The organism is Mesorhizobium sp. M0437 (assembly GCF_040321335.1).
Lineage (GTDB): Bacteria > Pseudomonadota > Alphaproteobacteria > Rhizobiales > Rhizobiaceae > Mesorhizobium.
This window is the reverse complement of the sequence record NZ_JAMYRK010000007.1, coordinates 133,776-146,941: the sequence shown is the minus strand read 5'-3', so window position 1 is coordinate 146,941 and position 13,166 is coordinate 133,776. Positions and strand designations below refer to the sequence as shown.

The window sequence follows — 13,166 nt, the reverse complement described above, 5'->3', positions numbered from 1 at the left end:
GGTCGATTTCAGCCAGGTGGGATTTTGGTTACGGTTGTAACGAAGAAATCCGGCCGGCCGTGATCAGCCTGAATGCAGATGGCGGGCAAGGCATTGTGCGACGGCGGCCGACAGCAGCGGCTTCTTGATGACTTCGCTTATGCCGGCCGCCGTCAGTTGGCGCGACCGCAGCTGACGGCCGTAACCGGTCATCAGCACGACCGGAAGGTCGGGCCGGATCTTGTGCAACCGGCCGGAGAATTCGATCCCTGTCATGTCGGGCATGACCTCGTCCGTCAGCACCAGGTCGAAGCGTTCCGGATCGGTGCGGAATGCGCTGAGAGCCGCGGGGCTGCGGTCGAACCCGACCGGCTCGTAGCCGAGCGCGGCGAGCATTTCCTCCGCAAGTTGCATCAGCGGCGTGTCGTCGTCGACGACGAGGATCGTCTCGCCGTTGCCATGCTTGACCGGCACCTCGGCGGCGTCGCTCTCGTCCTCGTTCTGGGTTGCTTCGGCGGCCTCGATCCGCGGAAAATAGATCTCGAAGGTCGTGCCTTCGCCGGGCTTGCTGTTCACGTCGACCGCGCCTCTATGCGCCATGACGATGCCGTGCACCGTCGACAGGCCGAGCCCGGTGCCTTGCCCTGCCGGCTTGGTCGTGAAGAACGGCTCGAAGATACGCTCGAGCGTCGCCTGATCCATGCCGCTGCCGGTGTCCCTGACGGCAAGGCGGAGGTAGCGCCCGGCAGGCAGGTTGCCGTGCGATAGCATCCGCGCCTCGACGAATTCCGTCGTGTCGAGACCGATTTCCAATGCGCCGCGGTTGTTCATCGCCTGCGCCGCGTTGGTGCCGAGGTTCATCACCACCTGCTGAAGCTCGGTCGGATCGCCCATCATCGCCGCATCCGCGGCTGCAAGACGCGTCTGCACTGAAAGCGTGGCGGGGAACGAGGCGCGCAGCAGGTCGATCGCTTCGGCAACCACGGCTTCCGCCCGCAGCGCGTGATGCTGCCGCTCGTGACGACGGCCGAAGGCGAGGATCTGCTCGGTGACGTCCTGCGCCCGCCTGCCGGCCTGCATGATCTGCTGGACGTAGCGCCGCGCGCGCGACTCCTTCAGCAGCACCGCCAGCGCCATCTCGCTGTAACCAAGGACGGCACCGAGGATGTTGTTGAACTCGTGCGCTATGCCGCCGGCGAGCGTCCCGATCGCTTCCAGCCGTTGCGACTGATTGAGCCGCGCCTGCAGTGCCTCACGCTCGCGTTCGTTGTGCTCGCGCACGATGGCATTGGCGAAAATCTCGGCTGCGGTGCGCAGCAGTGCAATGTCGTCGTCGGCCCAATGCTTTTCGTGCGTGACGGTATCGAGAGCTAGAAAACCCAACCGCTCGCCGGCATGCCACATCGGTATGCACAGCCACGATCGAAACTGGTGCGCCTGCAGGGATGCCTTCTCCCGCCCCTCGGGAAGCTCGCCGACGCGGGGAACGTCGATGCAGCCCTGCCGCTCGTGGTCGGCCGGCGTCCAGCGTGAAGCCAGCTCGATCATGTCCTTCGACAGATGGGGCGGCCTGCTCCCGCCCGGACGGCGATAGAAGTAGCCGCCGGAAGGATCGGCGATGTGGCTGACGAAAATCTGGGCGCCGTCGAGCCCGGCATGTTCGACCAGGCGCGCGAGGCCCTTGCTGATGCCGGCGCGGATGCGGTCACGCGGCAGATTGATGAACTGCGTGGAGATCGAGGCGATCAGGCCCTCGAATTCCAGCCGCTCGCGCAGGATCCGCGCGTTGCGGCGCAGGCGGGCGAACAGGTAGGCGACATAGCCGACGAGGCCCAACGCGGCGACATAAAGCAGCGTCTGGAACAGTTCGGCCCGCGCCGCGGCCCGCCCATGCGCACCGAGATAGACGTCCTGCAGCGCGCGAGCCCGCTCGCTCGTCGGCGCGGTCTGCAGGCGGGCGACGAGATCGTCGACCGCCGGAAGCCTGGTGACGATAAGCCGGCCGTGGGAGACGAGCGAGAGTACATCGCTTGCAGGCACGGCATCGACGGAGGGCCTTGCCAGCCGGTCGAGTGCGGCGGTTACGGCTTTTGCCGCGTCCGGCTGGGGATCGCTGATAAACCGCGACATTGCGACCATCAGGGCCCCTATCTCGACCGCTCGAAGGCCGTCACCCTCGCTCGTGAGACGACCGCTCATATAGTTGAAAAAGTTCAGCGAGTTCTGCAGCAGCGCGTTATCGGACTTGAACCTCTCGACGAGCGCTTCCTCGTCGCGGATCGCGGCGATGACTTCGGCGATCCGCTTGTCGATGTCCGCCCGTGTTTCGCCGCTTGCTGCGTCGCGGGCAGCCGGCAGCGTCTGCGTCGCCTCATCCAGGTTCTCGATCGACCGCACAAGCGGATCGTAGCTGCGCAGCAGCCCCGCGCGTGCCCTTAAAACATCGCGTTGGAGTGCGGCGTTATAGAGGATGACGGTCCTGAGCGCATCGAGCGTGCGCTCGTGGCGCGCCGCATCGGGAGCCGTGCCCTGCACCAGGAGGTAGGTCAGGGCGATGAGCAGGCAGGCAACGATCGGCGCCAGGATGCGTAGCGACTTCATTGCTGCAGACGATCGGCTGCGCTGGTCAACGGCCGGCCGCGATACTCGCCCGTCAGTGTCCCGAGGAATTCGACGATGAGATCGGCATCGCGCTGGTCGAGCTCCCGGCCGAGTTGGTTGCGCGCCATGATCTTCACCGCGTCTGCGAGCGATGCGGTGCGGCCATCGTGAAAATACGGCGCCGTCACCGCGACGTTGCGCAGGCTGGGAACGCGGAACACATGGCGGTCGCTCTCGGCGCCGGTAACGGCGAAGCGGCCGAGATCCGCCTTGGTCAGGGTCTTCTGGCGAGCGAAGGGATCCCGGAAGATGCCGAATTTCTGAAACAGATTGCCGCCTACGTTGGCGCCCTGGTGGCAGGCGACGCAGCCATACGCTTTGAACAGTTGATAGCCGTGCTCTTCGTCGGTCGTGATGGCGTCGCGTTCGCCCTTGAGATAGCGGTCGAAACGGGCATCGGGCGTGATCAGCGACCGTTGAAAGACAACAAGCGCGTCGAGCACGTTTGTCCGGTCGGGAATGGCGCCGTAGACCCTCGCGAACCGCTGCGAATACTCAGCATTCGAGCGAAGCTTGGTCAGCAATTCCTCCCAACTCGTATTCATCAGCCTGTCATCGAGCAGGGCTGCCTCGTTCTGCTCCTCGAACGTGCGGAAATTGCCGCGCCAGTTCAGCCGGAAATCGAGCGCCGCGTTGAAGACGGTCGGCGTGTTGAAATCGAGCGGCTTGCCATCCGCCGCCACGGAACGGGCCAGACCGTCGTCGCCGCTGAGATCGAGCCTGTGACAGGAACTGCAGGCGACGACATCGCCATGCGACAGGCGGGCATCGTTGAACAGGCTCTCGCCAAGCGCGATCTTCGCCCGGTCGGAGGGGCCGCTGGCCGTGATCGGTGCAATCGGCTCGCCCATCGGCGGGGCCGGCTGATTGCTCTGGGCCAACGCAAAAGGTGCCGCCATTGCCAGGCAAAGCGGAACAAAAAGCCCCGCCCGAACCTTACCAATCTGCTGATGTGCCATCGAGCGAGCCTGCGGCAGGGTGTGCGATCACGTAGATCATCGGCGTTCACCAATAAATCGCCGAAAATCGACGTTTAATAAAGCAACGGCTCGGTCATGAGTTCCATGCTTGCGGACGGTGCGAGATGTCAGCCGAACAAAACATTCGCCACGAACAGCAGTCGAAAGGCAGTACCGAGCAGCCAGCGGCGCCGAAGCATATCCTTGTCGTCGACGACGACCCCGAAATTCGCGATATGCTCACCAATTACCTGGAGAGCCAAAACTTCAGGGTTAGCGCGGTCGCCGACAGCCGGGCCATGTCGCGCGTCCTCAATGAAAAGCCCGTAGACCTGACGATCCTCGACATGCGGCTTGCCGATGAGGACGGGTTCGACATCATGCGGCAACTCGGCAGTCCGCCAGAAGCGCCCATCATCATCATCACCGGCCACAGGTGCGACGAGGTGGATCGCGTCGTCGGCCTGGAACTCGGCGCCGACGACTACATCACCAAGCCCTTCGCCTCAGGGAGCTGCTGGCGCGCATTCGCGCCGTGCTGCGGCGATCGCGGTCGACGCAGCCGCAGCCGCGCAGTAAGAAACCCATACGCTATCGTTTTGCCGGCTGGGAGCTCGACATGCGGATGCGGCGCCTGAGGTCGGCGGCGGGCGAGACGACGCCGCTGACCGCCGGCGAGTTCAACCTGCTGACGGCGTTCCTGAAATCGCCGCAACAGATCCTGAGCCGCGAGCAGCTTCTCGCTGCCAGCCGCGTGCACGACGAAGAGGTGTTCGACCGCAGCATCGACGTGCAGATATTGCGGCTGCGCCGCAAGCTCGAGGTCAATCCGAGCGAGCCGAAGCTCATTGTTACGGAGCGTGGCGCCGGCTACATATTCGCGACTGCGGTCGAGGTACTTTGAGCCGCTGCCGCGCCCAGCCTACCCCGCGCTTCTGAGCCAGACCAGCATCTCGCCGGGGTCGCGGTTGTCCCAGGCAAAGTACGGCACGGCGGTGATTTTCGCGTCCTCGAGCGCCGGCGGTTCGGTGCGGTAGAGCCCCTCTTCCCAGTTTTCGAAAGCCTCCTTTTTGGCAATCGCCGAAAGTGTCACAACGCCGCCCAGAAGGTTCGGCTGCTGATGCGCCTCGATGTCGGCCGTGCGCGGCAGAGCGATGCGGTGCAGCTGGCTGGAATTGTCGGTCTCCTCGACGCAATAGATCAGCGGGCCGCGCGCCAGTGCGACGCGGCCGATATCCTGCCGCACCTGCGGGTTGGCGTAGAGGCGGTCCACGGCCATTTCGAGGTCGAGCTCGACGCGGTCGCCCTTGCGCCATTCGCGGCGGATCGCGGCATAGCCGTCGCTGCTGACAGCAGCCAGATCGACATCTGCGCCGTTGACCTTGAGCGCTGCCTTGCGGCACCAGGCCGGCAGGCGCAGGTGCAAAGTGAACGCGGTCGGAACTTCCGGTTCGACGGAAATCGAGACCGCGCCGTCCCAGGGATAATTGCTGGTCTGGGTGAACTCTATCTGCGTCCCGGCGATATCGAAACGAGCCGTGCCGTTTCCATAGAGGTGAACGGCGAGTGCGTCGTCCGACAGGCCGTAGAAATAGCTGCCGATCGAGGCGACCATGCGCCCGACATTGGGCGGGCAGCACGGGCAGCGGTGCCATTTCCAGCGGTGGTGGGCGCCGCGGCTTTCGAGCGGATTCTCGTAGAAGAACAGCGAGCCGTCGAGCGACAGGCCGGAGATCGAGCCGTTGTATAGCGCCCGCTCCATGATGTCAGCGTAGCGCGCATTGGGGCCCATGCCGAGCATGCGGTTTGCCCAGAACACCAGGCCGACCGAAGCACAGGTCTCGGCATAGGCGGTGTCGTTGGGCAGGTCGTAATCGGCGGTGAAACCCTCATTGTGCGAGGACGGCCCGAGGCCGCCGGTGACGTAGAGGTTCTTGGTCATGAGGTCGTCCCACAGCCGGTCGAGCGCTACCCGCAGCGTGTCGTCGCCGTATTCGGTGGCGATGTCGGCCATGCCCGAATAGAGATACATCGCCCGCACCGCATGGCCGACGACCTTGTCCTGCTCGCGCACCGGTTTGTGCGACTGGTTGTATTCGTAAGTCTTGAAATGATAGGCCTTGGGGTCGGCGCCGCGGGCGCGCGCCTCCTCGTCGAAATAATGCGGCTCAAGCCCGCGCTGGTCGATGAAGTATCTGGCTAGCTCCATGTATTTGCGCTCGCCGGTCACCCGCGCCAGCTTGACCAGCGCCAGCTCGATCTCCTCATGGCCGCAATAGCCCTTCTTCTTGCCGGGCTCGGGACCGAACGTCTCGGCAATGTGATCGACATAGCGGCACATGATGTCGAGCAGCTTGCGTTTTCCCGTGGCCTGGTAATAGGCGACCGCGCCTTCGATCAGGTGGCCGGCGCAATAGAGCTCGTGGCAGTCGCGCAGATTGGTCCAGCGCAGGCCGGGCTGGATGCGCTGGTACCAGCTCGACAGATAGCCGTCGGGCTGCTGCAGCTTGCCGTACATGTCGATGACGGCATCGATCTTCTTCTCCAGCTCGTCGTTGCGGCGGCGGTAGAGCGAATAGGCGGCGGTCTCGATGGTCTTGCCCCAATCGGAGTCCCAGAACATCTGGGTGGTCACCGTCGATCCGGTGAACTCGTTGCCGGCGGTGGCCGCCTCGTCCGGCGAGGGTGAGTGGAACGGAATGACGACGCCGGGCGACGGCCGGTCCGGGTCGATCTGCTCGAGCATGCGCGCCTCGACGCAGCGGTCATAGAGGATGCCGGCGGTTTTTGAGGCGACGGCATCGACGCGGTCGCCCCAGAAGCCGCGCACGTCGACCTGCGGCACCGGCAGCGGGCGGAAGGCGAGTTTCGGCTTGGCGCCCTGACTGGCGGATTGCGATGCGGTCATCAATTTACTCCGGTTCGGTTCGATTGGTCACTTCACGGCCCCTGCCATCAGGCCGCGGATGTAGAAGCGCTGCAGCAGCAGGAAGAGCACCAGGCACGGCACCATCATGACGGTGACGCCGGCCTGCACGGCGCCCCAGTCGATGGCGCCGAAGCGGCCGGACTGCAGTGCGGTCATCATGATCGGCAGCGTGAATTTGGACTGGTCGGTCATCAGCACCAGCGCCGCCAGAAACTCGTTCCAGGCGCCGAGGAAGGCGAACAGCGCGATGGTGACGATTCCCGGCCAGACCAGCGGCAGCATCACCCTCAGCAGCATGGTGACGTTGTTGGCGCCGTCCATGCGCGCGGCCTCCTCGATCTCGCGCGGCACCGCGTCGAAGGCGTTGCGCATCATGAAGATCGAGAACGGCAGCTGCAGCGTGACGTAGACGCAGACCAGCCCGGTCAGCGTGTTGTGCAGGCCGATCTTGGTCAGTACCAGGAAGATCGGCGTCAGGATCGACTGGAACGGGATCATGATCGTCGACAGGATGACGACGAAGAGCAGGTTCTTCAGCGGAAAGCGGAAGCGCGAGAAGCCGTAGCCGGCGAGCACGCTGACGATCACCGACAGCACCACGGTCATCACCGAGACATAGATGCTGTTTTGCGCCGGCAGCCAGAGGCCATCGCCGAAGGTGTTGAGCGTGGCGTAGTTCTCGAGCGAGATGCCGCTGGTCGGCCACGGCGGCAGCGGCGGCTGGCGCGCCTCCTGCGCCGGCTTGAAGGCCGAAAGCACCGTCCAGGCGATCGGCGCCAGGAACAGTATCGACGCGATGATGCCGGTCGAGTGCTCGGCGATCTGCATGCCGATGCGGCGTTTGCGGGTGCGAGCCTGCGCCATCAGTCGACCCCCTCGGGATTGCGCAGCAGCCGCAGCTGGATAAGGCTGAGCGCTACCAGGATGACCAGCAGGACCATCGACAGTGCTGCGCCATAGCCGAGCTTGAACGACACGAAGGACTGGTTGAAGATCCAGTAGACGGCGGTCAGCGTCTGGTTGCGCGGGCCGCCGCGCAGAATGATGTAGAACTGGTCGAAGGCGAGGATCGAGCCGGCAACCGACAGGATCAGCGCCAGCGCCAGCGTGCGGCGCATCAAGGGCAAGGTAATCGCCCGGAACCGCGCGAATGGCCCCGCCCCGTCGATCATCGCCGCCTCCTGCAGGTCCGGCGGGATCGACTGCAGGCCGGTCATCAGGATGATCATGGTGAAGCCCGCCACCTTCCACACGACCATGGCGATGATCGACCAGAAGGCCGGCTGGAAGGTCGCCAGCAGGTTGAATTTCTTCTCGGTCAGGCCAAGCTCGAAGGCGGCCGGGCTGAACAGGCCGGAATCGACATTGAGCAGCCACGACCACAAAAGGCTGGCCGAGGCGAAGCCGATGACCGCCGGCATGAAGAAGGACGTGCGGTAGAAGCCGGTCAGCTGCCGCGGCCTTTCGATGAACAGCGCCAGCGGAAAGGCGACGGCGAAGATCGCGATCGTCACCACCACCGTGTAGTAGCCGGTGAACTTCAGCGCGTTCCAGAAGCGGGTATCGCGCAGGATCGCCCAGTAATTGTCGAGCCCGATGAAGCTGTGCGCGCCCATCAGCGGCCAGTTGTGCAGCGACATCCAGGCGGTCATGCAAAGCGGCACGATGAAGAAGACGACGACAAGCGCAACGGCGGGCGCGACATAGAGCAGGCCGATCCACTGCCGGCGGCCGGCGCCGACCAGTTTGTATGCGCGCGCTGGCGCGGAGATTGCTGTGATGGTGGTCATGCCGTGGTCTTCCGTTAGCGCTACGTCCCCCTCCCCCTTGAGGGGAGGGTCCGGCCGAAGGCCGGGGGTGGGGTCCTCTGCGAAGTGCGCCGACATCAAAAGAGCGTCGAGCACTGCCGCGATGACCCCACCCGGACCTGCGGTCCGACCTCCCCTCAAGGGGGAGGTTAAGGGGCTGCGGGGGTGGGGTCGCCTGCGAAGTGCGCCGACAGAAACGTCGAGTACTGCCGCAACGACCCCACCCGGACCTTTGGTCCGACCTCCCCTCGAGGGGGAGGTGGAGCCGGCGCCTTACTTCTGCGGCGCCGAATCGATGATCGACTGCATCGTTTCCTGCGCGTTGGCGATGGCGCCGTCGACGTCTTCGCCGAAGAAGACCTCGTTCATCATCTGGTTCCACGGACCGTTGGCCGAGTTGATCAGGTCGTTGAACACCACCGAATAGGGCGTGCGGCCCTTGGCCATCGCTTCGGCGGCGACCTTGTAGCGCGGGTCGAGGTCTTTCAGCGCCTCGTTGGCGATGTCGCCGCGCACCGGCAGGCTGCCGTATTTCGCCAGGATGGTCTGGCCCTCGAGCGAATAGGCGAAGTCGAGGAACTCCTTCACCACCGCGACCTTGGTGGTGCCCTTGGTGACGACGAAATTGTCGCCGCCGGCAAACGACGACCAGCCGCCATCCTTGCCCGGCAGGAAGGTGATGCCGTAGTCGATGTCGGGATATTGCGTGTTCAACGCGCCGATGGCGAAGGCGCCGGACGGCGAGATGCCGATATTGCCGGTGGCGAAGGCGGCAAAGAAGTTGGAGCCGGTGTCGGTCTGCGCGCCTGATGGCACCAGGTCCTTCTTGACCATCGAACGGTAGAGGTCGATGGCGCCGCGCATCTGCGGCGTGTCCAGCGTCGCCTTGGAGCCGTCCTCGGTCAGGATGTCGCCGCCCGAGGCCCAGATCAGCGGCGTGAAGGTGAAGATGTTGCAGCCGCCGCAATTGCCGGAGAAGTAGAAGCCCTTGATGTCGCCGCCGAGCGCATTGACCTTTTCGGCGTCGGCTTCGATCTCGGCCCAGTTGGTCGGGCCCTTTTCCGGGTCGAGGCCGGCCTGCTTGAACAGCTTCTTGTTCCAGATGAGCACCGAGGAATCCGCCGAGAACGGCAGCCCGTAGATGCGGCCCTTATAGGTGCCGGTCTTGACATGCGCCGGCGACAGGCTGGCGAAATAGGGCAGCGATTTCGCCCAGTCGGTGATGTCTTCCAGCTGGCCGGCGGCGGCGAAGGACGGCGTGTAGATCAGGTCTAGCGACAGCGCATCGGGCGCCGTGCCGCCGGCGGCGGCGGCACCGTATTTCGGGATGATTTCGGCGTTGGGAATGATGTCGAGCTTGATCTGGTTCTGATGCCCCTTGTTGAAGGCATCGACGATGCGCGGCATGAAGTTCGAGCCGTCGGCGCGAACCCAGATGTTGGCGGTGTCGGCGGCGGCCGAGCCGGCCGTTGCCAGCGTGCCCAATATGCTCGCGGCGACGGCGAGCCCGGTAATGGTGGTTCTCATGCTTCTCCTCCACATGGTTTTAATTTAGCGTCTTAATTTAGCCGCGCCCCCAAGCGGGTGACTATCGACACGGCCCGTTTCGTTCAGCCGTCCGGCGGACGGCCGCATGACTGACGCACCACCAGCCGGCACGGCAGTTTTCTGATGCCCGGCTCGGCGGGTTCGCCGCCGACGAGCGAAAGCAAGGCAAGGCCGGCCTCGCGGCCAAGTGCTGAAAGGTTCATGTCGACGGAGGTCAACGGCGGGCGGGTCGCCTCGGCGACGATCTGCCAATTGTCGAAACCGATGACGCCGACCTCGTCCGGCACGCCGATACCGCGCTCGCGCAAGGCGTCGATGACGCCGCGCGCGATCTGGTCGTTGCCGCAGAAGACGGCATCGGGTTTTTCGCCATCGCGTCCCTTGCCGTCGAACAGCGTCTTGACCGCCTCATGGCCCCAGGCCTCCGACCACGGGCCGAGCAGCGGCTCCATGACCGGCAGGCCGTTCTCGGCCAGCACCGCGCGATAGGCCTCGGCCCGCGCATGCACCACGGCAAAGCTTGCGGGACCGCTGACATGCGCGATGCGCCGCCGTCCGAGCCGGCAAAAATGCTCGACCGCCAGCCGCGCCCCGCCGGCATCATCGGAGACGAAGGCGATGGAGCCGGGATCGGGCTCGGTGAAGGCGTAGATCGCCGGAATGCCGAGATTGGCGAGATCGACCGGCAGGTGGCGGTCGATGCGCTTGCCAGTGGCGATGATGCCGTCGACGCGCTTGTCGAGCATGGCATCGACATGCAGCTGGGCAAGGCGCGGGTCGTCCTCGACATTGCACAAAAACACCGAGACGCCGGCATCGACCAGCGCGTCGGAAACGCCGGCCATCAGCGGCAGCGAAAAGCGGCCATAGGTGTCGTTGGTCAAAAGCCCGACGGTAAAGGAGCGCCGCCGCAACAGGCTCTGCGCCAGGCTGTTCGGGCGAAAGCCAAGCCGCTGCGCCGTCTCGCGAATCCGCGTACGCGTCTCGGCCGTCATCCGCCCCTGCCCGTTCAGCGCTTTCGAGGCCGTCGCGACGCTGACGCCGGCAAGGGCCGCCACCTCGCGGAGGGTGACTGGCTGCTTGACAGGCGTTGGCTGCGCATCGGACGCCATGATTTGAATATCGATCCTCCCATTTGAGAAAAGCTTTTCTCTTACCGGCTCTCTTACCGGCCTGCGAGGCGCTGAATGGTGAAGTCAGCGGATGCCGGCAGAGTTGGGAAAAGGTTTTCTCAAAAGGAAGATTAGGGGAAGGATGCAAGGATGGCAAGAGGGAATGGCCTGGTTACAGGCATGTTCGGCAGTCAACTACGACTCGCTGCCCTGGGTCCAGGATCTGCCATGGCGGCCCGAAGGAAAGAGGGCGAGCAGCTTTGGCGTGCATTGCCTTTCAGCGGGCACCGCGATGGAATAATCGCGGTGCCGCAGTCTTCCCGCACGGCTAGCAGTTCTCAGTCTGTGGATCGCACGCCTTGTTTTTCTGTTTCTGTGGCTTGGGCTTGGCCGCCTGCTCGGGCTCGGCCTGCTGCGGCTCGGCGGCGGGCTGCTTCTTGGCCTTCGGCTTCTCAGGCTTGGCAGCCTGCTCCGGCTCAGCTTGCTGCTGCTCGGCAGCGGGCTGCTTCTTGGCCTTCCGCTTCTCAGGCTTGGCCGCCTGTTCCGGTTCGGCCTGCTGCTGCTCGGCGGCGGGCTGCTTCTTGGCCTTCGGCTTCTCAGGCTTGGCCGCCTGTTCCGGCTCGGCCTGCTGCTGCTTGGCGGCGGGCTGCTCCTTGGCCTTCCGCTTCTCAGGCTTGGCCGCCTTGCCGGGCTCGGCCTGCTGCTGCTCGGTCGCCGGCTGCTCCTTGGCCTTCGGCTTCTCAGGCTTGGCCGCCTTTTCGGGCTCGGCCTGCTGCTGCTCGGCGGCTGGCTGCTTGCCGACCTTCGGCTTCTCAGGCTTGGCGGTTTCTTCGGGCTTGGCCTGCTCGGTCGTTGCAGCGCCTTCGGTCGGCTTCGATTTCCGGCCAGCCTGAACCTGCTTCACCTCCTCGATGTCTTTGAGCTTAGCTGGTTTGGCCTTAGGGTCGGCTTTCACCTCGCCCTCAAAGACAGCGACCGTATCGTTTTCCAGTTTGCCGGACTGCTCGGGCGCGTCGGTCTTGCTGACCTTGACGGCAGTCACCTTCTGGTTCGTCTCCTTTTCGATTACATCGACATCAATGACTTTGTTGATCACCAAATTGTTCTGGATCGTCACGTCGCCGGCCGGTTCGGCCGCCTCGACAATGCGCACAAACTCCGGCTCATCACGAATAACGACCACAGAAATGTCCGCGGCAAGGAATTCGCGGGTGGGGACCACAACCCAGTAATAATCCGGCGTCGTGTCGAAGGTCACCTCGATTGAAATCAAATCCGGATCGCGGCGGGGCGGCAGCGGCGCCCAAATGATGTGCTCTCTGTCACGACGCCAACTCACCCATGCTGGCGCCCAGCGAGTGCCCGGAACCCAGTACCAGCCGATATCGTCGGCATAGCCCCACCGGCCGTAATGGTACGTCGCCCAGCCGAATGGCTCGTCGGACACCCAGAGCCAGCCATACTGCTCGGTATAGACCCAGTGTCCAAGCGTATACGGACGCCAATCGTCAGGCACGTCAACCGGCACGAAAACGGTCGCTCCGTGATACGAGACCCAATCACCATAGGAAGACAGGTCTTCGTAGAACGTGTTGATCGAAACGGTGGTGGCAGCCCTTGCCTCGGACACGAGCGACAATGGCGCAATTGGGTTGGGAATCTCGACGATCGTGAGCAGGCAGGCGGTTACACCGCCGAGCATCAGTCGCACCGCATGTTGGGCAAGGACGCGTTTCATCGTAGTCTTCCTCCGAAACAGATCGCCCTTCATCGTACAAACCCGCCGGCTGCCGGATTGTTCCACTTTGCTGACGTTACCCGCACCCCCTCCCGCAACGGCTTGGCATCGCACGATGATATTTGGGATCAGAGTTGCTTCATGAGGGCGGTGACCGTCACAAATGCGCGGCGATAGCTCGTTGGCCAGCGGGCCCAACGGTAAAGGAGCCGCCGCAACAGGCTCTGCGCCTGGCTGTTCGGGCGAAAGCCAAGCCGCTGCGCCGTCTCGCGAATCCGGGTCCGCGTTTCGGCGGTCATTCGCCCCTGCCCGTTCAGTGCTTTTGAGGCGGTGGCAATGCTGACGCCGGCGATGGCGGCCACCTCACGCAGGGTGACGGGGTCTTGGCGGGGGCTGGCGAGGTGTCGGACGGCATGATTTGGGTATCGATCC

General features: G+C 64.2%; 10 protein-coding genes and 1 pseudogene. 2 read left to right on the top strand and 9 right to left on the bottom strand.

All coding sequences use genetic code 11. The annotated features are described in order from the left end of the window. Positions 1-63: 63 nt before the first annotated feature. Both NKI72_RS07355 and NKI72_RS07350 read right to left on the bottom strand, forming a co-directional pair. A complete protein-coding gene (locus tag NKI72_RS07355; RefSeq protein ID WP_352850009.1) occupies positions 64-2,580 on the bottom strand; it encodes a two-component system VirA-like sensor kinase in 2,517 nt (838 codons plus the stop codon). Beyond that, positions 2,577-3,491 (bottom strand): cytochrome-c peroxidase, encoded by a 915-nt coding sequence (locus NKI72_RS07350; protein WP_352831763.1) that lies wholly within the window; start codon positions 3,489-3,491, stop codon positions 2,577-2,579. The genes NKI72_RS07355 and NKI72_RS07350 overlap by 4 nt, the downstream gene beginning before the upstream one ends. A 233-nt stretch (positions 3,492-3,724) precedes the next feature. Between NKI72_RS07350 and NKI72_RS07345 the strand changes: the two genes are divergently transcribed. Together NKI72_RS07345 and NKI72_RS07340 are read left to right on the top strand one after the other, a co-directional pair. Then, positions 3,725-4,237, top strand: a complete 513-nt coding sequence (locus NKI72_RS07345; RefSeq protein ID WP_352850008.1) for a response regulator — start codon at positions 3,725-3,727, stop codon at positions 4,235-4,237. Beyond that, positions 4,219-4,503, top strand: coding sequence for a winged helix-turn-helix domain-containing protein (locus NKI72_RS07340; RefSeq protein WP_352850007.1), 285 nt, complete (start codon positions 4,219-4,221; stop codon positions 4,501-4,503). Before NKI72_RS07345 ends, NKI72_RS07340 begins: the two co-directional genes overlap by 19 nt. Before the next feature lie 18 nt (positions 4,504-4,521). On the opposite strand, the gene NKI72_RS07335 is transcribed toward NKI72_RS07340, so the two are convergent. From NKI72_RS07335 to NKI72_RS07305, 7 genes and pseudogenes are all read right to left on the bottom strand, one after another. Then, positions 4,522-6,507: a glycoside hydrolase family 127 protein gene (locus NKI72_RS07335; protein ID WP_352831767.1), complete on the bottom strand. Its 1,986-nt coding sequence runs from the start codon at positions 6,505-6,507 to the stop codon at positions 4,522-4,524. A 27-nt stretch (positions 6,508-6,534) separates the two neighbouring features. After that, positions 6,535-7,392, bottom strand: coding sequence for a carbohydrate ABC transporter permease (locus NKI72_RS07330; protein WP_023674366.1), 858 nt, complete (start codon positions 7,390-7,392; stop codon positions 6,535-6,537). Continuing rightward, positions 7,392-8,318 (bottom strand): carbohydrate ABC transporter permease, encoded by a 927-nt coding sequence (locus NKI72_RS07325; protein ID WP_023674365.1) that lies wholly within the window; start codon positions 8,316-8,318, stop codon positions 7,392-7,394. The genes NKI72_RS07330 and NKI72_RS07325 overlap by 1 nt, the downstream gene beginning before the upstream one ends. 291 nt (positions 8,319-8,609) lie before the next feature. Continuing rightward, entirely contained in the window at positions 8,610-9,863 is a 1,254-nt protein-coding gene (locus NKI72_RS07320; protein ID WP_352831768.1) for an ABC transporter substrate-binding protein, read from the bottom strand. An 83-nt stretch (positions 9,864-9,946) separates the two neighbouring features. After that, positions 9,947-10,996, bottom strand: a complete 1,050-nt coding sequence (locus NKI72_RS07315) for a LacI family DNA-binding transcriptional regulator (RefSeq protein ID WP_352541574.1) — start codon at positions 10,994-10,996, stop codon at positions 9,947-9,949. Positions 10,997-11,324: 328 nt separating this feature from the next. Then, a complete protein-coding gene (locus NKI72_RS07310; RefSeq protein WP_502898561.1) occupies positions 11,325-12,923 on the bottom strand; it encodes a DUF6600 domain-containing protein in 1,599 nt (532 codons plus the stop codon). A gap of 4 nt (positions 12,924-12,927) precedes the next feature. Beyond that, positions 12,928-13,149: pseudogene (locus tag NKI72_RS07305) on the bottom strand (LacI family DNA-binding transcriptional regulator); the annotation flags it as partial. Positions 13,150-13,166 lie beyond the last annotated feature (17 nt).